Genomic DNA, 17,079 nt, shown 5'->3' on the forward strand with positions numbered 1-17,079 from the left:
GGAACGGCCCTGCCGACGAGGAGGGGAACCATGGCACGTGCGGAACTGACTCGCCTTACCGGAAACGTCGGCGGGCCCAACTGCGACGACGACGATTGCCCGAACGTCTACCGGGCGAAGAACGGAGCGTTCATCATCCAAGGACCCGTTTCCACCGCCTTCACCCCGCCCACGGGCGAGGGTCTGGTGGAGATCCCCGAGCCCGTCCTGAAGGAGGCCGTCCGTGCTCTTGGATGGTGAGGACTGGCGTCGGTTCTTCGACGCCTTCACGCGGGAGGCATGGCGGTTCGAGGCGCAGCCCACGTACACCATGCCCAATGAGCAGGAAAACTTCGCCCGCTTCCTGCGGGGCGAGGAGAAGCCCGTCGGCCACAATGCCCGCTGGCACGAGCGGGTGCGCGGCTATGTCGCCGACGGCAGGTACATCGGGCGGGTCCGCATCGTGTGGCAGCCGCTCACCGACTACCAGCGGTATCAATTCTCCTGGAGCATTCCCGGAAACATCGCAGCGGGCGAGGACATCCGCATTCTGGACGTGACGCGGGAGAATTATGGCCTGCCGCTCTCCGGACGCGACTGGTGGATGTTCGACACCTCCCGTATTGCCCATCTGAATTACCGCCCCGACGGCACCCAGATAAACCGCGAAACCTACGAGGGAGACCTTTCCTCATACCTGGAGCAGAAGCGCATCGCCCTGGAACACGCGGTGCCCTTCGAGGAGTACGTGAAGGGCCTTGACCTTCGACCCTGATCAGCTGGGCCGGTCGAAGGCCGACCTGGCAGAAACACTCCGCACCCTGCGCAAGCGAGCCGGACGCACTCAGGTCTGGCTCGCTCGGCGCTGCAATATGTCGCAGACCAAGCTCAGCAACATCGAGACCGGCCGGATCACGCCGGGCCTCGTCGATGTCGAGTTGATTCTCCGGGCCCTTGACGCACCGCCGGAATTCGTGGCGGAAGTGGCTTCGCTGGCACGGCTCGCCCACACGGAGTGGCAGGGCAAGCGCGCGTCATGGCGCCGGGGCCTGGAGAAACGCCAGGCGGAGCTGGCCGGTCTGGAGGCCGAGGCGACGACGCTCCGCTATTTCCTCCCCGCGATGGTGACGGGGCTCCTGGCCACGCCCGAGTACATCAAGGCCAGCCTCGGGCATTCCCCGGTGGACATCTCGGCAACGGTGACCAGGAAACTGGAGCGGCAGGCGGTCCTCCACGACGGCACGAAGCACTTCACGTTCCTTTTGACCGAACAGGCGGTGCGGTGGGCCCTGGTGCCCCCTGCCGTGCTGGCCGTACAGATCGACCGCCTGATCGCGGTGTCCCGCCTCCCTCATGTACGTATCGGCGTCATCCCGCTGGGGACAGGGATCGGGCGTGGCCCGCTGAACACCTTCACGGTGTACGACCGCCGGTTGGCGACGGTCGAGACATTCACCGGACGCATCGCGTTCCAGGACCCCAGGGATATCTCCGAGCACCTGGAGGTTTTCTCCCTGTACGAGGCCCACGCACTGTTCGGCGACGAGGCCAGGTCCGTACTCGGAGAATGGGCGCGCACCTGCCACCCATGATTGGTGGGGCCGCGCAGAATCGCTTCGCCATATCGCCCGAATTCTTCTATCCGGCTACGCGAATAATACTGGATTCCCCGGACTGCCATCCCGATGATGAATTCACGGCGACAAACGCCGCGACCTCGACAACAGGGAGGCACCCCATGTCCGCGTCCGACCTTTACGCACTTCCCCTGGACGGCATCGCGTTCCGGAAAGCCTGCGGCGGCAACACCCATCCCGACGGTGAGGCCTGCGCGACGCTCGCGGAGATCGGGCCCGGTGTGTGGGCGCTGGGGGACAGCAAGCGGCCCGGGGCGGAGCCGTTGCGGTTCACCGGTGCCGAGTTGGCGGCGGCGGGCATCGACCCGGCCCGTTTCACCGTTCCGGCCTGACCGGCCGCTCCCCGGCTGCCCCGCCTCCACGGGACGGGGCAGCCGCCGATTCCCTTGACAGGAACCTCCGTTGCACTTCCACGCCTACGCATGGACCGGCCCCAAGCAGCGTTTCGACGAGGAGGCGTTGCGGCGGCCGCCGTTTCCCGAGCCACCGCCGGCGGACGGCAGGCCGGAGCTGGTCCGCCGGTACCGGGAGGTGGCGGCGGAGTTCCCCGTCGTGGATCTGCCGCCGCTGGAGACGGCGCGGTGGCTGATCAAGCCGGGGGCGCTGGTACGCGGCACCTGGGACGGGCCGGCGGAGGCGGCGGACTGGCTCGGGGAGCGGCTGACCGCGTACGGGCCCCGGTTCGCGTCGGCGGCGGACCGGGCGCCCGCGCGGGCGGCGGCGCTGGCCCGCCGCGCCGCCGAACGGCTGGCGCGGGGCGGCGACGTCGCCCACGGCTTCTACCTGGAACGTCCGGCGTTCCTCTCCCTGGCGCTGGTGTGCTGCTCACCGAACCGCGCACTGCCGGAGCTGAGCTGCCCGGTGGGGCGGGAGCGGGCCGCCGGGCCAGGAGCTGACCGTTGAGGCAGCGGCCCGGCTGCCCACCCCCTCGCGGACGTCCCCCGGCCACCGGCCGCCCCCGGCGGCCGGGCAACCGCCCCCGAAATCCCCTCGCCCCACGACCGCACTCCCGCGAAACTCGCCCCATGACCTCAGAGTTCGCCGTGCGCCCGGCCCGCCCCTCCGATGCCCGCTCGCTGGCCGTACTGCGCTGGAGGTTCAAGCGGGAGGACCACGCGGGGCGACCGCCGGAGCCGGACCGTCCCGTGGAGGAGGCCGAGCGGTGGGTCCGGGACCGGCTCGGCGACGGCCGCTGGCTGGCCTGGGTCGCGGAGAGCGGCGGGGAGGTCTGCGGCCATGTCTTCCTCTGCCCGGTGGAGCGGATGCCGGAGCCGTACGAGGACAACGCGCCGATCGGGTACGTGACGAACTTCTACGTCACCCCGGCGCAGCGGAACAGGGGGACCGGCGCGGCCCTCCTGGAGGCGTTGAAGGCGCACTGCCGCGCCGCCGGTTTCGAGACGTTGATCGTCTGGCCGTCCGAGCGCAGTGATCCGCTCTACCGGCGTTCCGGTTTCCTGCCTTCGGAGGAGTTGCGGGAGCTGTCCCTCGGCTCCTGAAGGCTTCCGCTTCCGGCCCCCGGCCGATCGGTACCGCACGCCCCGGGCCCCTTCCGCCCCCCGGTCGGCGCCCTGGGGGCGGCGGGCACCTCCGTGCCACGCCCCGTCTCCGTACGGGCCCCGGAGGTGTCTCCCCCTCAGCCCCCCACCGCGTGCTCGCTGAACCGGCCGCAGGAGCGGAACCCGAGGCGGCGGTAGACGGGTTCGCCGTCGGTGGATGCCTGGAGGACGGCGCGGTGGTGGCCGCGTTGCCGGGCGGTGTGGAGGGCGGCGAGGGTGAGGGCGCCGCCGTAGCCGCGTCGGCGGTGGGCGGTCAGGGTGCTGATGTTGTAGATCCCGGCGACGTCGGCGTGGCAGAAGACCTCGGCGGAGCTGACGGGGTGGCCGTCCACGTAGCCGACCAGGTACGCGGCGGCGCAGTCGGCGGCGAGTGCCTGCGGGGCGGCGCGGTCGAAGAAGCGGCGGACGGTGGCGGCGGGCGGGGTCCAGTTCGCGGCGAGGACGGTGGCGTGGTCGGCCAGTTCGCCGGGGGTGGTCACCTGCCGGATGTCCAGCTCCGGTACGGCGGACGGCTGCGGGATCGCGCCCGGTCGCGGTGGGCCGGACAGCCCTGGGATCTCGTCCAGCTCGGCCCACATCGCCGTCTCATATTCCGTGGCCGGCGCCCCGGCGTCCGTCAGCCGTGCGCTCAGGTCCGGCGGTGTCGAGGCGGGCCCCACCCACCAGGAGAAGGGGCGGCCGGTGGCGGCCAGCGCCCGGCGGGTCGCGGCGATGCGGGCCGGGGCGTCCTCGGGGGTGAAGCGGGCGGCGGCGACGATGTTGAAGGTGTCGTCGTCCAGTCCGCTGTCGGCGATGAGCAGGTCCCCGGTCTCGGTGACGGTCGCGCCGGCCATGCTCCGGTGCAGGTGGCAGGCGTGCTCGGCCACGTTCCGCTCCATCCGAGCCAGCACGTCGGCCTCTTCGGAACGGGGAGGGGAGCCGGGAGAACCGGCAGACCCAGGGGTACGGGGGCCCTGCGGGAGGTGCGACGACGTCATGGCGTCCGATCCCAGCACAGCGGCGCGGGAACCGCACGGCATTTGTCCGGCCGTCGCCGGGTCGGGCCGGAAGCATCGCCACCGCGCCGCCACACAGAGGACGGGCCGTACCCACCGCTCCCGGCGAGTACGGCCCGCTGCACTCTCTTTCACGACGAGGCGCGCGTGCCCTGCGTCGCCCTACGTGTTGCCGCCCTGGTTGAGCCAGGCGCGGACGGATCCGCCGCCGTAGACGACGGTGTAGTCGGCCTTGCCGTCGCCGCTGATGTCGCGGAACGCCACCTTGTCACCGGGGTAGCCGGTCTCGTTGACGAAGTACCGGCGCTCGGTGAAGCCGCCGTGGCCGCGACCGCCGTTGTTGAGGTAGGCGTGCACGGCTCCCCGCTTGCCGACCATGAGGTAGTCGGCCTTGCCGTCGCCGTTGACGTCCGCCAGCCGCAGTCTGCTCCGGGAGCCGTAGAAGACACCCGGGGCCCAGTTGCGGTGTTCCTTCCAGTGCCAGCTCCAACTTCCCTTCTTCCCCGGGAGGTTGTAGTAGGCGTGGACGGAACCGTTCTCGCCGACCCTGAGGTAGTCATCACGGCCGTCACCGTTGACGTCGGCGAACCGGATGGACTCCGGCGGGACACCGCGGAAGAACGGGACATCCGACCAGCTCCAGCCGAGTTCGCCGTCCTTCAGGCCCAAGTTCCGGTAGAAGCGCGCGTTGCCGGTGCTCATCGAAGGGGGACTGACGATGTCGACGCGCCCGTCCCCATCGACATCGGCAAGGCGGAATTCACGGCTGAGCCCACGGAAGGAAATTCGGGAGGTCACCTCTTTCCAGCGCGGTTTTCCGGGCTTTCCCTCGCGGTTCAGGGCGATGCGTATCTGGCCGCTCTCGCCGACGCGTACGTAGTCGTCGCGGCCGTCCCCGTCGAAGTCGGCGAGGTCGGTTTTGCCCGAGGGGGAGGCCATCCCGGGGGCGACGGTGCCCAGCGCGCGCCAGCCCGGTCCGGCTTTGCTGCCGTCCGTGTTGCATCCGGCGTCCGGCTTCTGCGGAGCGGGCTTCTCGATCCACCCCTTGTCCGCGGCTTCCTTGATTCCCCTGGCGAAGTCGTAGCCGAGTTTCGCGTAGCCGGCGTCGTTGGGGTGGGCGTCGTTCTCCAGGCCGTCGCTGACCTTGACGTCACTGGTGTCGGTCAGCACCACATGTTTACCCTGCGCGCGGAGTTCGGAGACGACACCGGGCAGCTTGGCGTTGAACGCGTCGATGCGGGGCTGCATACCGGGCTTCGCGGTCGGAAGGACCTTCGCGACCACGACCACCGCCTTCGGCGATTCGTTCAGCACCATGCTGATCAAATCCTTCATCCGCAAATGCGCCGTCGACAGATCATGGCGCTGGTTGAAGTCATTGGTCCCGGCGTGCAGCGTGATCACATTCGGCTGATACCGAGGCACGGAACACTTGGCGTAATCCGCGATCTGATCGATGCGCTTGCCCGGATGCCCCTCGTTGTCCCGGTCGGACATGGTGCCGTTGCGCACGTTGCCGACGAAGTCGACGTTTCCCTTGCCGGCTTCTTTTTCGAGGGCGTCGTGCAACTCGTCGCGGTAGCCGTTGCCGTCGGAGCTCTCCTTGCCGAAGGTGATCGAGTCACCCAGTGGCATCACGCGGCGCCGGAGGTCGTTGTGCTCCCTCCTGTTGACCACCATCCCGGCCTCCTTCTGCAGCCATTCATAGACGCAATCTTTGTCGGGTTTGCAACCTTTCTTGTCGTAGGTCGCGGACATGTAGGCATCGGGCGGGCCTTCCAGCTTGACACGCGAAGCCACACCGGTTATGACCCGCGTATTGCCATCGAAGAAGCCGTTCGGACCGCCGGAGTCTCCCTTGCGGATACGGCCGTCAGTGGTCCGGACCCGGTAGCCGAGACCGCCCTTCGTGTCACGCACCAGGCCGTCGTTGTCGTTGACCTTCGTGTTCACGCCCTTGAGAGTTTTGGACGGGCCACACGTGGCGCATGTTTTCCCCCATCCGAAGGACTGCGCCTTTTCCTTCAGCCGCACCGGCTTGTTCGGCCCCAGCTCGGCGTAGGGAACTCCCCTGGTGTTCAGCCTGGAACCGCGCGACACATCCGCGGTGAGCACCGCGAGATCACCTCGGCTGTCCTTGCGGATGACGCGATGCCGGTCGCCCACGCCACGCTTCTTGTCGCCCACCAACACGAAAGTGTTCTCAGGGTCGACATGATCGAAGCAGTGTTCTGCTGTCAGAATTTTATTGCTGCTCGTGACAGTCCCTGAGCAGATGAACCGCTCCAGCGTATCGCCGTCGGAATCGGCCCAGATCTGTGCCATATCGGTGCGGTCTCCCGGGCTGGGCTCGGTCTCCCAGCCGTCCTCGATGGCATTGGCCGGGGTCGCCGTGCCCAGCCACACTCCTGCACCCAGGACGCAGGTCATGACGGACGCCAGGAGCCCCCGCGGTGCCCGGCGTCTCATTTCACGCATCCTCTTCACTTCTTCACCTTCGCTCTCGGAAGTTCAGGGCTGGAGAGAACCTGCTCGCGTCTCAAGAACCAAGGCCCCGCAATCGGGGCGTGGAAGCATCTTCATACGCCCCTGTTCCAGGGATCCGCTTATGAGAGTGCTTGTGGTTCTCAACTTCCAACAGCATCAAGCACGTTCGAGGCCGCCATTCGGTTCCACGCCGAGGAGTATTCGGCGCGGCGGCGTCCGTGCCGACGCTCTTCCCGCGCGGTGATGGTTCGATCCGGTCCATGAGGCCGAGGAGAAGATGAGCGGGTGCGGGAGACATCCTTGGAGTCACGCACCGGGAGGACGGAGCCCAGGCTGGTGGCGGCCTCCGGGTTGTCCGCTTCAGGTCCGGCCGGGAGCGGACAGGTGTACGGCGGCGGTCCGCCGGACCGGCACCCCGCGCGCCGCGTGCGCGCGCAAGAGGAACGTCAGCGTGCCGCAAGCCCCCACCGCGAAGCTGGGGGTGAACCACCCGTGCACGAGCTAGGAGCACGCACTCCCATGAAGAAGATCAAGGCAGCCGTCGTCGCGGCTGCCGTTCTGGCGGGGATCGCGGTCACCGCGGCGCCCGCCAACGCCGTGAGCCACTGCAAGCGCGCCGGCGCGACGTACGTCTGCGAGTACGGCGTCACCACCTACAAGTACCCCGACGGCACCAAGCAGGAGTTCCTCGTCGGCGCCGACAGCGCGGTGTGGACCCGCTGGAACAACACCAAGGGCAAGTGGACCGGCTGGGTCTCCACGGGCGGCAACGCCGTCGGGCGGATCGAGGTCGGCCACCGCTGGGGTGGCACTGACCGCTGGGCCTTCGACATCGTCGCCCTCCACCCCGACGGTGCGTACCGGGTCAACATCCGCAACCACGAGGGCCAGTGGACGGGCTGGATTCCCGTGCCCGACCCGACCTGATCCGGCCTGAATCGGGCTGCCCCGGCCTCCCCGGCGTGGCTGACCTGGGAAAGCCCCGCCCGCCTCTCGACCGGAGGCGGGCGGGGCTTTCCGTCGTACGCGGTCCGGTTCAGGCGTGGAACGCGTCCGCCTTGACGCCTTCGACGAAGGACGCGAAGGCGGTGGCGGGGACGGTCAGGCGCGGGCCGTCCGGGTCCTTGGAGTCGCGGACGGGGACGACGCCGTGTGAGGCGACGAGGACGGCGGTCACCTCGACGCAGGCGCCGCCGTTGTCACTGTGGGTGGATTTGAACCAGCGGTCGGCGGAGATCTCGATGCACTGGCCGCCGTTGTTGCTGTACGAGGACTTGAACCAGCGCTCGGCGGCCACCTCGACGCACTGGCCACCGTTTTCGCTGTACGAGGACTTGAACCATTGCAGGGGCTCGGTCATCACGGCACTCCCTTTCGCAGCCTTGTCGGCACGCTCCTGGATCGGTCCGAGGGTAGAAGCGCGACGGCGGCGCCCGCGAGAGGGCATACGAAAGCCCCGCCTGCCTCCGGTCGAGAGGTGGACGGGGCTTTTCGCCGTACGTCGGCCTGACTCAGGCGCGGAACTCTTCCGCCTTGACGCCCGCGACGAAGGACGCGAAGGCGGTGGCGGGCACGCTCAGCGCCGGGCCCTGCGGGTCCTTGGAGTCACGGACGGGGACGATGCCGCGCGAGGCGGCGAGGTCAGCGGCGATCTCGATGCAGGCGCCGCCGTTCTCGCTGTACGAGGACTTGAACCAACGGAGAGATTCGGTCGTCATGGGGAGCCCTTTCGCAACTGCTGGATCATGGCCACAGATTCCGCTTGGGAGAGCGCTTCGGCCTGTAGTTGATGGTAGGCCGTCAGCAGAGGCAGTACGAATGTGATGTCCCGCTCAAGATGGCCCTGGTGGGCTGACTCTGCGTACGACACGAGGGAGCGGTCGGGCAGAGTCAGCAGGTAGAGCGGCAGGCTCAGCGGCCGTCGGGCTCCCATGGCGAACGGCGCAACTTGAAGAACCGTGTTCGGCAGCTTGGCAAACTCAACCAGCCGCTCCAACTGAGCGTTCATGACGTCTCGCCTGCCGACAGGCCGACGGAGACAACTCTCATCGAGCATCACGAAGACCAGCGGCGCGGGCGTCCGGGCAAGAGTCTCCTGCCTCTCCTCGATGACCGCGATTCGTTCCTCTGCCTGCTCCTCGGTGATCGCTCCACGCTTCACCACGCTCTCCAGCAGCGCCGATGCGTACTCCGGCGTCTGTACCAGCCCCGGTATCACCCCGACCTCGTACAACCGGATCTCCGCCGCCTGCGCCTCATGGGCGACAAACTGCGGGAAGCCCTCCAGCAGGCCGGAGTTCTGGAGTTTGCGCCACGCGCGTTCGAATTCTTCCCCGGTGCCCAGCGCTACGTCCGCCCGCCGGGCGAGTGGAAGAGTTGGGCGTTTGCGGCCAGTTTCCACGGCCGAGATATGGGTGCCGGAATACCCCATCCGCTCGGCCAACTCCTCCTGCGTCCAGCCGCGTTCCTCACGTAACGTGCGCAAACGCGCCCCGAACGCGGCCTCCGGCGACTTGTCCGGGTCCAACTCCTTGCGATTCACGGCATGATCACCAACTTTTCCTCCCCCTGACACACGTTGAACGGTGCTCCCAACGTAAGCCAGCCTGAACCTCCCTGGTAGCGGAATGACTACGGAGAGGCACTAACGTGTCCGTCGAACGCAGGTCCGGAAAACGCGATCAGACTCCCTACCGCCCGCAGCGCGGCGAACTCGTCGCCGACGCCGAGCGCCGCTGTCTCGCCTTCGCCAAGAGCGAGTTGTGCGGGGCGTGGTCGCTGCGGTCGCTGACCGGCGGCGAGGAGTGGGTGGTGGACGCGGCGCACCTTCGCCGCCCGTCCCGCGCGGAGCGGCTGATCGCGGGGATCACGCTGGTCAACGCGCGCAGCCGGGGAGAGATCCTGTGACCGGCTACCTCGCCGAAGTCCGCCTCCAGCGGCGGCAGACGCACTCGGACGCCGACGCCACGCACACGGTCGGCGCGCTGTGGACCGTCTCGCCCGTCCTCGCCGTCCGGTGGCTGCGCGGGCAGGCGCTCCACCTCGCGGAACGGGTCGCGCCCGCTCCGGCGCGGTCGCCCCGGGCGTGGGCGTGGGCGATGCGGGGACCGGTGGCCGTCGGCGTACCGGATCGTGTCCGGCAGGTGCGGGCGTGGGCGCAGGACGCGGCGGAGGAACGGGCGGCGCGCGAGCACATCAAGCGCGGGCACGCCCTCTTCGTCACCCTCCCGGACGCCGAGCGCGTCCACACGCTGAGCATCTGGCCAGGTCAGACGCCGGGCGATGGCGGACAGCCGCCGCCGGAGCCGTTCCGGCACCGCATCGGCGGACTCACCCACCCGCTCTACGTCCTCGCCGAAGACCCCTGGAGGCAGCCGTGAACGCTCACCCCTCAGCCGGGGACGACTCCCCCGCCGCGCCACGCGCCGGCACCGTGGGCGAGGACGTCCTCCGCGTCCACGAACTCACCGGCACCGACGACCCCCGCCCGAAATGCGGCGCCGGGGCGGGCGAACCGGTCGATGAATGGCTCCGCGCGATCAACTGCCCGAACTGCCGGTAACCGTCTCATACGGTAACGATTTCACAACCCCGGCTGCCCCTTGGCGGGCTCCGCATCCCCCTCACCGCGGCGCCCGACGGCATGGACCGGCCCGGCGCGGCGCCGCAACTTACCGCACTATGGGGCGATTTGAACCTAACGCCGCGATGGTGTGGTCCGTCAGTAATTACGGCCTCTCAAGACGCAGGCGGACAATGCGAGTTGAAGCGGGTCGCCATTCCCGGGAGCGCTAACGGCCTTTACAAGTCCTTCACTTACCTCGGGTAGCAATTACCGCATTCCCGCACTCCGGTCCACGAGATCACTTCTGGATCATGCGGCATAAGATCCTCGGCGGAAGGCCGCCCCAGAGAAAGCGGGGGTGGCCTCTTCGCTGTGCGCCCTGTCGCGCACGCACCAAAGATCACAGGAAGAAGACCGCATGAGGTTCAGGAATATGGCCACCAAGACCGCGCTGGGTATCAGCGCGGCGGCCGTCGTCGCCCTCGCGATCCCCGGTTCCGCGCAGGCGACACCGACCGCTCAGACGGCCGCAGGACTTTCCTGCAAGACCAGCGCAGGAAAGACCGGCGGGTGGGGCGAGTGCACCGGCAAGGGCAAGTGGCGGGCACGGGCCGACTGCGTGACCGAGCCCGATGACTATTCCGACTGGATGGTGCAGAGCGGCGGCAAGCACCGTATGTACGTCGGCTGCACCTTCAAGATCCGCGCCGTCTACATCCAGCAGTAATTCACCGGACCGAGAGAAAAGAAAACCGAAGTGAACAGCAAGATCGTCAAGGGCATGCTGACCGCCGCCACCGGGGCGCTCGCGGTCGTCGCCCTCACCGCGGGCCAGGCCAGCGCCAGCGACACCGCCCCCGGCATCTCCCTTGCGAAGAGCTCCGGCTTCAGCTGCAAGAAGAGCGTCGGCAACACCGGCGGCTGGGCCGAGTGCACCGGCAAGGCCACCTGGCGCATCGAGTCGGACTGCGTGGCGCAGGCCGACCTCCGCAACGGCTGGTACGCGCAGTCCGGCGGCACCACCCGCCGCGGCGCCCCCGAGTGCCGCTTCAGCATCCGCGGCATCACCGTGGAAACGCGCTGACCACCGACCACCAGCGCTGAACACCCTTGGGGCGGCCATGAGGCCGCCCTGAGGCATTTCACGAGGAACGCCTTGAACATTCTGGAATTGGAAAACGTCACCCAAGGCTACGGCTCACGTATCGCCGTGAACGGAATAAGCCTTTCCCTGGGAATCGGCGCATTCGGCCTCCTGGGCCCCAACGGCGCGGGAAAGACCACGCTACTGCGCACCATGGCCACCCGCATATCCCCGAAAAAGGGCACGGTCACGTTCCGGGGAACGCCGCTGCGCGGCCGTAAAGAACTGCGCGCCGCCCGCCGCGACATCGGCTTCCTGCCGCAGTCGTTCGACTACCCCGAGAATTTCAGCGTGTTCGAGTTCGTCTCCTACTGCGCGTGGCTGCGCGAGATGCCGTCGAAGCGGATACCCGAAGCCACCGCACAGGCGCTGGAACGGACCGGACTGACGGAAAAGGCGAAGACGCCCCTGCGGAAACTGTCGGGCGGCATGCTGCGCCGCGCCGGCATCGCCCAGGCGATCGTCGGCGAACCGGCGCTCATCATCTTCGACGAACCCACCACCGGACTCGACCCGCAGCAACGGTCGGACTTCCGGAACCTCGTCCGCGACCTGAGCCGCACATCGAGCGTCGTACTCAGCACCCACCTCGCCGAGGACGCCTCCCTCACCTGCACCGGAATCGGCGTACAGCACCAGGGCGAACTCCTCTTCCGGGGCACGGCAGCCCAACTCGAAAGCCGCGCGAAGCCCGGAGCCGCGGGCGACACGGAGTTCGAACGCGGGTACACCTCTGTGATCGAAGGAGAGAGCTGACCGTGGGCTTCGTCAGAACGGAAATCCGCCGTAGCCCGCTGCTGCGCTGGTCCCCCGCGGCAGCCGCCGTCTACTGGGGAATTCTCTACTTCCTGCTGGATTCCTGGCGCGGTCTGTGGCCGGAGACCAGTTCCGCCGTGACCCAGCCGGTGGTCGTCTTCCTCGTCGCCGGTGCGATGGCCGCGGCCCACCGCGGCTACACGGCGTCCACCTCCGAACGGGACGACGTCTTCACCGCACACGCCCGGCCCGCATGGCACCTCGACCTCACGCGTATCACCGCGCTGCTCGCCGGAACCGTCGGTCTGTACGCCGTATCGGCTCTCGTCCCGCTGGCGGACACCGCACTGTCCGGCCCGCCGGGCAGCCCCGCCCCGGCCATGTGGGCGGCGAGCGCGCTGAGCCTGAGCGCCGTGGTGGCCGTCGCCTACACCGCGGGCCGGCTGATCCCCACCCGTTTCACGGCACTGGCCGCCGCGGTGCTCTGCTACCTGCTGATCTCCCTCCTCCCGCAGTACTCCGCACTCGGCTTCTGGATTCCCTCCGTCTCCGTCGTCGACCAGGAAGTCGGCCTCTCCGCCCTCGCCCTGAAGGCACTGCTCGCGGTGGCCGCGTTCGCCCTCGCCTGCTGTGCCTCCGCCGTCCGCGCGCGGTTTCCGGGGCTGCCCGGACGGAATGCCGGAAACGGTTCGCGGGACGCCGGGAGCGATGCCGGAAACACCGGGAACGGCTTGCCCCGCACAGTGTTCGCCGCCTCCGCCGCGCTTCTCGTCGTCGGCGCATTCGCAGGCAGCGGTATGCCGCTGACGCAGGCGCGGACCCCCGACGACTCCAACGTCGCCTGCGCCGAATCCGGCGCCTCCCGCCTCTGCTTCTGGGCGGACCACGCCACCTATCTCCCCGCGATGAAGAAGAAAATCGAGAAGGTGGAAGCCGTCACCCACGGAATCGCCCCGCAGGGCGTCACCTACGCCGAGAAGGGCATTCGCGGCGAAGGCGCGGGCATCGAGGTCGGCTACGGCGGCACCGCCGTATGGAGCGGTCTGATCGACGAGGCGCTGCCACCGTTCCGGGACTGCGCGGACGAGACCGAACGCCAACTCGAAAAGCGGGTCGCGGCATCCGCCCTGACCAGCGCCTGGGTCGAGGCGAAAGTACGGGGCGGCTCCGTCCGGGACCATTACGTGTACACCGGATTCGACCCGACCAAGCGGGTGGAGAAGGTCCTCAAGCAGCCGGAAGCCGACCAGAAGGCACAGGCGGCACGCTGGGTGAAGACCATTTCCTCCCCGTGCGGAAAAGCGTGAACGGGGTGAGAACGGCGCTCGGCTCCCTCTCCCCCGACCGGAGTTACCTCCTCCTGCGGCTGCGCGCCAAAAGGCTGGGCGGACCGGTCGCGGCACTCGCCCTCAGCGCCGTACTCGGCGGCATATGGGGCGCTTTCCCGCTGGTCATTCCGTCCTTCACCGAGGATTCCGAGAAACACACCACGCTCATCGAACTGCTGCCGCTCCTCACCGGCGCGGCGGTCGCCCTCTCCTGCCGTTCCGACCTGAGCGCATTCGAGAACGCGGCGCCCCGCGAGGAATCCCGCCTCCAGCGGTGGCATCTCCTCCTCGCCACCGTCATCGCCGCACTCGTGCAGTACCTCTCCTACGCCTGCGCCGCCGGCGATCTGGCGCAGACCGGGCTGCGGAATTACCTCGGATTCCTCGGGGTGTCACTCATCGCGGCGACACTCATCGGATTCGACAGATTCTGGGTGGCCCCGCTCGTCCTCGCCTTTCCCGCCTTCTTCCTCGGCAGTACGAGCGGGACCTTCCCCGGCGCCCTGTGGTCCTGGCCCACCCTCCCCGCGACGAACCCCGCCTCCTGGCTCGTCGCCGCCTGCTGGCTGGTGTGCGGCGCCGTCAGCTTTCTCTTCCGCACCGGCCCCCGCCTGTCGCGCCTGCGTATGCGGGTGAACTGACCGGATTTCCTGCCGTAGGGAGAAAAGCATGAGGAAGAAATGCATGCACCGGGTACGGCGCCCTGTCGCCACCTCCTTCGTGGTGGTGCCGGTCCTCGCGCTCACCCTCGGCCGGCAGCGCTGCCCTGGGAGGGCCCGGCAGGAGCGGACCAGGCCGTGCAGTGCGCGGGCCCCGGCTCATGCGACCGTCAGGCCCGCCACCCCCGGCCCCTCTCCCGCGTACAGCCGGGCGATGACGTCCTCGATGTCCGGCTCCCGGATCGACAGGTCCACCAGCGGGTACCGCTCGGCGAGCGCCGCGACCAGCGGCGCGGCGCTCGCCGAGGCGGGGAAGGCCAGCCACTGGCGGGGACCGGCGACCTTGACGGTGCGGGCGCCGGGGACGCCGTCGATCGGCGGGAGTTCGCGGTCCAGGTCGACGACGAGGGTGCGTTCGCCCTCGCCCGCCTCCCGCAGCCCGGCGAGCTGCCCGTCGTAGACGAGCGTGCCGTGGTCGATGACCATCACCCGGCGGCACAGCTGCTCGATGTCGGTGAGGTCGTGGGTGGTCAACAGGACGGTGGTGCCGCGCTCGGCATTGACGTCGCTCAGGAAGGAGCGGACCTTCGCCTTGCTGACGACATCGAGGCCGATCGTCGGTTCGTCGAGATAGAGCACCTCCGGGTCGTGGAGCAGCGCCGCCGCGATGTCGCCGCGCATCCGCTGGCCCAGCGAGAGCTGCCGTACGGGGACGTCCAGCAGCGGCGCGAGGTCGAGCAGTTCCACACAGCGCTCCAGGTTGGCGCGGTAGGTGGCGTCCGGGACGCGGTACATCCGGCGGACCAGTTCGTAGGAGTCCTTCAGCGGCAGGTCCCACCACAAGGTGGTGCGCTGGCCGAAGACGACACCGATCCGGCGGGCCAGGCGCAGGCGTCCGCCCGCGGCGCCGCCCGCGCCGGAGCGGGTGAACGGGTCGATACCGGCGACGCGCAGCCGCCCGGCGCTGGGCATCAGAATGCCCGTCAGCATCTTGATGGTGGTGGACTTCCCGGCGCCGTTCGGGCCGATGTAGCCGACCATCTCGCCGCGGGCGACGGTGAAGTCCAGCCCGGCGACGGCCCGCACCTCCTCGCGGACCCGGCGCAGCCGCCCCGCCTTCCGCCGTACGGAGAAGACCTTCTCCACCCCGGCGACCTCGATCAGCGCCTCTGTCACCACAACTCCCTTTCCTCACAAGCCTGTTGATTCATCTCAGCTGCCGGTGCTGCGGTACGCGGACAGGGCGCGGCGCCAGAACAGCCCGGCGGCCGTGCAGAGCAGTACGGCGACCGCCGGGCCCAGGAAGGCCACCCACTGCGGCAGGCCCAGCGGTTCGGGGCGGCCCAGCAGCCAGAGGGCGGGCATCCAGTTCACGAAGGCCAGCGGGACGATGAAGATCACCCCGCGCACCAGGTCCTGGGCGAAGACCGCCGGCGGGTACTGGAGCATCGTCCGGCCGCCGTAGGTGAAGGAGTTCTGCACCTGCGCGGCGTCCTGCGCCCAGAACTGGAAGGCGGCGCCCGCGACGTAGACCGCCCCGAAGATCGCGGCGCCGGTCAGGACCGTCACCGGCACCATCAACGCCCGGCCCGGCGTCCAGTCCACCTCGACATGGGCGAGCGCCCAGCAGAGCACCAGCAGCGCCTGGCAGATGCCGCCCAGCCGCCGCAGCGCGAACCGGTCGGCCGCCAGCTGCGCGAGGACCGGCACCGGACGCAGCAGCAGCGTGTCCAGTGTGCCGTCGCGGATCCGGCTGCCGAGCCGGTCCATGTTGCCCATCAGCAGGTCCGCGAGGTTCATCGCGGTGCCCGCCAGCCCGTAGAGCAGGGCGACCTCGGCCAGTGAGAAGCCGCCGAGGACGTCGATGCGGGAGAACATCAGCAGCAGCGCGACGAAGTCCAGCGCGGTCGCGGCGAAGTTGCCGACCGTCATCATCGCGAACGACGCGCGGTAGGCGAGCGTCGAGCGGATCCACATCCACACCAGCAGCCGGTACGCGCGCAGCCCCTGGGCCACCACCTCCGCCCGGCCCCCGGCATCCGCCGCGCGGGCCGCCCGTACCTGGTCAGCCACCGTTCACCACCACCTTCCGGGTCGCGTACGACTGGACCAGCCGGCCCAGTGCGAGCAGGGCCAGCGCCCAGGCGGTCTGGAACAGCAGACCGTGCAGCGCGCCCGCGCCGGTGCGGGCGCCGAGCAGGATGTCGGCGGGCACCTGGAGCAGCGCCGACCAGGGCAGCACCTGCGCGGCGTGCGCGAGGGCGTCGGGGAAGACCGGCAGCGGCAGCACCATGCCGGAGAAGAACAGCGCCGCCAGACCCGCGATCATCGCCAGCCCGGCGCCGTCCAGCAGCCAGAACGCCGTGAGGGCCACGAGATACCGCAGCCCGAAGCTGACGACGGCGGCCAGCACCGCCGAGGTCAGGAACAGCAGCCAGGTCCACGGCTCGTCGGGCAGCGCGAGGGTGAAGAAGCAGGCGCCGACGGCGAGCGGCACGATGCCCCGGCCGATCAGCTGGAGCACCGCCCGCCCGAGGTCGGCGGCGAGCCACCACAGCTGGAGATCGGCCGGGCGGTGCAGGTCCACCACGATGTCGCCGGTGCGGATGCGGTCCTGGAGTTCGTCGATCCCGCCGCCGCCCATCAGCGAGGTGGCTGCGAGCAGCGCCTGACCGGTCCAGGCGAAGGTCATCGCCTGCGGCAGGTCGTAGCCGCCGAGGTGGGGCCGCTGGTCCCAGAGGGCGGTGTAGGAGCAGGCGATGATGAAGCCGAAGACGGTGTTGGTGAAAACGCCGGACGCGGTGGCGGTCCGGTAGGTGGCGTAGCGCCGGAAACTTCCGGTCGCCACGGCCGCGTACAGCATCGGTCCGTTCTGCCTTTCCGGTACGGCGCCGCGGGCGCGACCACGCACGGCCGGCCGCGCCGGGGCGCGGGGATACGACGCCCGGTCCGCCGGGCGCGCGGGTGCCC

Annotated in this window: 23 protein-coding genes; 15 read left to right on the forward strand and 8 right to left on the reverse strand. The window is 69.2% G+C overall.

Features of this window, described 5'->3' with window-relative positions; genetic code table 11:
- The first annotated feature begins 30 nt into the window (after positions 1-30).
- The 6 genes from ACZ4M8_RS04580 to ACZ4M8_RS04605 all read left to right on the forward strand — a co-directional run bounded on the left by ACZ4M8_RS04580 (position 31) and on the right by ACZ4M8_RS04605 (position 3,115).
- The gene (locus ACZ4M8_RS04580; RefSeq protein WP_467603240.1) at positions 31-240 is read left to right on the forward strand and encodes a hypothetical protein; all 210 of its coding nucleotides are present in this window, start codon (positions 31-33) and stop codon (positions 238-240) included.
- On the forward strand, positions 224-754 hold the full coding sequence (locus tag ACZ4M8_RS04585) for a DUF6879 family protein (RefSeq protein WP_467603241.1): 531 nt from the start codon (positions 224-226) through the stop codon (positions 752-754). The genes ACZ4M8_RS04580 and ACZ4M8_RS04585 overlap by 17 nt, the downstream gene beginning before the upstream one ends.
- Positions 738-1,571 (forward strand): helix-turn-helix domain-containing protein, encoded by an 834-nt coding sequence (locus tag ACZ4M8_RS04590; RefSeq protein WP_467603243.1) that lies wholly within the window; start codon positions 738-740, stop codon positions 1,569-1,571. Before ACZ4M8_RS04585 ends, ACZ4M8_RS04590 begins: the two co-directional genes overlap by 17 nt.
- Positions 1,572-1,717: 146 nt before the next feature.
- Positions 1,718-1,948, forward strand: a complete 231-nt coding sequence (locus tag ACZ4M8_RS04595) for a DUF397 domain-containing protein (RefSeq protein ID WP_467603244.1) — start codon at positions 1,718-1,720, stop codon at positions 1,946-1,948.
- 70 nt (positions 1,949-2,018) lie between these two features.
- A complete protein-coding gene (locus ACZ4M8_RS04600; protein ID WP_467603245.1) occupies positions 2,019-2,519 on the forward strand; it encodes a hypothetical protein in 501 nt (166 codons plus the stop codon).
- A 122-nt stretch (positions 2,520-2,641) separates the two neighbouring features.
- On the forward strand, positions 2,642-3,115 hold the full coding sequence (locus tag ACZ4M8_RS04605; protein WP_467603247.1) for a GNAT family N-acetyltransferase: 474 nt from the start codon (positions 2,642-2,644) through the stop codon (positions 3,113-3,115).
- A gap of 137 nt (positions 3,116-3,252) precedes the next feature.
- Here the strand turns inward: ACZ4M8_RS04605 and ACZ4M8_RS04610 are convergent, their stop codons facing one another.
- Both ACZ4M8_RS04610 and ACZ4M8_RS04615 read right to left on the reverse strand, forming a co-directional pair.
- The gene (locus ACZ4M8_RS04610; RefSeq protein WP_467603479.1) at positions 3,253-4,053 is read right to left on the reverse strand and encodes a GNAT family N-acetyltransferase; all 801 of its coding nucleotides are present in this window, start codon (positions 4,051-4,053) and stop codon (positions 3,253-3,255) included.
- 279 nt (positions 4,054-4,332) lie between these two features.
- Positions 4,333-6,600: an FG-GAP-like repeat-containing protein gene (locus ACZ4M8_RS04615; protein WP_467603248.1), complete on the reverse strand. Its 2,268-nt coding sequence runs from the start codon at positions 6,598-6,600 to the stop codon at positions 4,333-4,335.
- Between the two features lie 576 nt (positions 6,601-7,176).
- Between ACZ4M8_RS04615 and ACZ4M8_RS04620 the strand changes: the two genes are divergently transcribed.
- Complete coding sequence (locus ACZ4M8_RS04620) at positions 7,177-7,584, forward strand: hypothetical protein (protein WP_467603249.1); 408 nt, start codon at positions 7,177-7,179, stop codon at positions 7,582-7,584.
- Positions 7,585-7,693: 109 nt separating this feature from the next.
- Here ACZ4M8_RS04620 and ACZ4M8_RS04625 read toward each other — a convergent pair whose 3' ends face one another.
- The 3 genes from ACZ4M8_RS04625 to ACZ4M8_RS04635 all read right to left on the reverse strand — a co-directional run bounded on the left by ACZ4M8_RS04625 (position 7,694) and on the right by ACZ4M8_RS04635 (position 9,199).
- Positions 7,694-8,017 (reverse strand): DUF397 domain-containing protein, encoded by a 324-nt coding sequence (locus ACZ4M8_RS04625; RefSeq protein WP_467603251.1) that lies wholly within the window; start codon positions 8,015-8,017, stop codon positions 7,694-7,696.
- 151 nt (positions 8,018-8,168) lie between these two features.
- Entirely contained in the window at positions 8,169-8,375 is a 207-nt protein-coding gene (locus tag ACZ4M8_RS04630) for a DUF397 domain-containing protein (protein ID WP_467603252.1), read from the reverse strand.
- Positions 8,372-9,199 carry a helix-turn-helix domain-containing protein gene (locus tag ACZ4M8_RS04635; protein ID WP_467603253.1) on the reverse strand — a complete coding sequence of 276 codons (828 nt, stop codon included), beginning with the start codon at positions 9,197-9,199 and terminating at the stop codon, positions 8,372-8,374. Before ACZ4M8_RS04635 ends, ACZ4M8_RS04630 begins: the two co-directional genes overlap by 4 nt.
- Positions 9,200-9,306: 107 nt before the next feature.
- Between ACZ4M8_RS04635 and ACZ4M8_RS04640 the strand changes: the two genes are divergently transcribed.
- The 8 genes from ACZ4M8_RS04640 (at position 9,307) to ACZ4M8_RS04675 (ending at position 14,091) form a co-directional block, all read left to right on the forward strand.
- The gene (locus tag ACZ4M8_RS04640) at positions 9,307-9,564 is read left to right on the forward strand and encodes a hypothetical protein (protein ID WP_399090487.1); all 258 of its coding nucleotides are present in this window, start codon (positions 9,307-9,309) and stop codon (positions 9,562-9,564) included.
- Positions 9,561-10,037 (forward strand): hypothetical protein, encoded by a 477-nt coding sequence (locus ACZ4M8_RS04645; RefSeq protein ID WP_467603255.1) that lies wholly within the window; start codon positions 9,561-9,563, stop codon positions 10,035-10,037. The genes ACZ4M8_RS04640 and ACZ4M8_RS04645 overlap by 4 nt, the downstream gene beginning before the upstream one ends.
- Positions 10,034-10,219, forward strand: coding sequence for a hypothetical protein (locus ACZ4M8_RS04650; protein ID WP_467603257.1), 186 nt, complete (start codon positions 10,034-10,036; stop codon positions 10,217-10,219). The genes ACZ4M8_RS04645 and ACZ4M8_RS04650 overlap by 4 nt, the downstream gene beginning before the upstream one ends.
- Positions 10,220-10,640: 421 nt before the next feature.
- Positions 10,641-10,949 (forward strand): hypothetical protein, encoded by a 309-nt coding sequence (locus ACZ4M8_RS04655; RefSeq protein WP_467603258.1) that lies wholly within the window; start codon positions 10,641-10,643, stop codon positions 10,947-10,949.
- A 30-nt stretch (positions 10,950-10,979) separates the two neighbouring features.
- Positions 10,980-11,306: a hypothetical protein gene (locus tag ACZ4M8_RS04660; RefSeq protein ID WP_467603260.1), complete on the forward strand. Its 327-nt coding sequence runs from the start codon at positions 10,980-10,982 to the stop codon at positions 11,304-11,306.
- Positions 11,307-11,378: 72 nt separating this feature from the next.
- Entirely contained in the window at positions 11,379-12,122 is a 744-nt protein-coding gene (locus tag ACZ4M8_RS04665; RefSeq protein ID WP_467603261.1) for an ATP-binding cassette domain-containing protein, read from the forward strand.
- 2 nt (positions 12,123-12,124) lie between these two features.
- A complete protein-coding gene (locus ACZ4M8_RS04670) occupies positions 12,125-13,429 on the forward strand; it encodes a hypothetical protein (RefSeq protein ID WP_467603263.1) in 1,305 nt (434 codons plus the stop codon).
- 5 nt (positions 13,430-13,434) lie between these two features.
- Entirely contained in the window at positions 13,435-14,091 is a 657-nt protein-coding gene (locus tag ACZ4M8_RS04675; protein WP_467603264.1) for a hypothetical protein, read from the forward strand.
- 177 nt (positions 14,092-14,268) lie between these two features.
- On the opposite strand, the gene ACZ4M8_RS04680 is transcribed toward ACZ4M8_RS04675, so the two are convergent.
- The 3 genes from ACZ4M8_RS04680 to ACZ4M8_RS04690 are packed head-to-tail and all read right to left on the reverse strand — an operon-like array spanning position 14,269 to position 16,972.
- A complete protein-coding gene (locus ACZ4M8_RS04680; RefSeq protein ID WP_467603266.1) occupies positions 14,269-15,285 on the reverse strand; it encodes an ABC transporter ATP-binding protein in 1,017 nt (338 codons plus the stop codon).
- Positions 15,286-15,321: 36 nt separating this feature from the next.
- Entirely contained in the window at positions 15,322-16,182 is an 861-nt protein-coding gene (locus tag ACZ4M8_RS04685; protein ID WP_467603267.1) for an ABC transporter permease, read from the reverse strand.
- Positions 16,175-16,972 carry an ABC transporter permease gene (locus tag ACZ4M8_RS04690; RefSeq protein ID WP_467603268.1) on the reverse strand — a complete coding sequence of 266 codons (798 nt, stop codon included), beginning with the start codon at positions 16,970-16,972 and terminating at the stop codon, positions 16,175-16,177. The genes ACZ4M8_RS04685 and ACZ4M8_RS04690 overlap by 8 nt, the downstream gene beginning before the upstream one ends.
- Between the last annotated feature and the right edge of the window lie 107 nt (positions 16,973-17,079).

The sequence above is a fragment of the Streptomyces sp. NPDC027185 genome (assembly GCF_055567035.1).

What these genes read in the sequence shown, in the direction of transcription:
- ACZ4M8_RS04580 (WP_467603240.1), top strand. Translation starts at nt 31, where the DNA reads ATGGCACGTGCGGAACTGACTCGCCTTACCGGAAACGTCGGCGGGCCC.
- ACZ4M8_RS04595 (WP_467603244.1), top strand. Translation starts at nt 1,718, where the DNA reads ATGTCCGCGTCCGACCTTTACGCACTTCCCCTGGACGGCATCGCGTTC.
- ACZ4M8_RS04605 (WP_467603247.1), top strand. Translation starts at nt 2,642, where the DNA reads ATGACCTCAGAGTTCGCCGTGCGCCCGGCCCGCCCCTCCGATGCCCGC.
- ACZ4M8_RS04610 (WP_467603479.1), bottom strand. Translation starts at nt 4,053, where the DNA reads ATGGAGCGGAACGTGGCCGAGCACGCCTGCCACCTGCACCGGAGCATG.
- ACZ4M8_RS04615 (WP_467603248.1), bottom strand. Translation starts at nt 6,600, where the DNA reads ATGACCTGCGTCCTGGGTGCAGGAGTGTGGCTGGGCACGGCGACCCCG.
- ACZ4M8_RS04620 (WP_467603249.1), top strand. Translation starts at nt 7,177, where the DNA reads ATGAAGAAGATCAAGGCAGCCGTCGTCGCGGCTGCCGTTCTGGCGGGG.
- ACZ4M8_RS04625 (WP_467603251.1), bottom strand. Translation starts at nt 8,017, where the DNA reads ATGACCGAGCCCCTGCAATGGTTCAAGTCCTCGTACAGCGAAAACGGT.
- ACZ4M8_RS04630 (WP_467603252.1), bottom strand. Translation starts at nt 8,375, where the DNA reads ATGACGACCGAATCTCTCCGTTGGTTCAAGTCCTCGTACAGCGAGAAC.
- ACZ4M8_RS04655 (WP_467603258.1), top strand. Translation starts at nt 10,641, where the DNA reads ATGAGGTTCAGGAATATGGCCACCAAGACCGCGCTGGGTATCAGCGCG.
- ACZ4M8_RS04690 (WP_467603268.1), bottom strand. Translation starts at nt 16,972, where the DNA reads ATGCTGTACGCGGCCGTGGCGACCGGAAGTTTCCGGCGCTACGCCACC.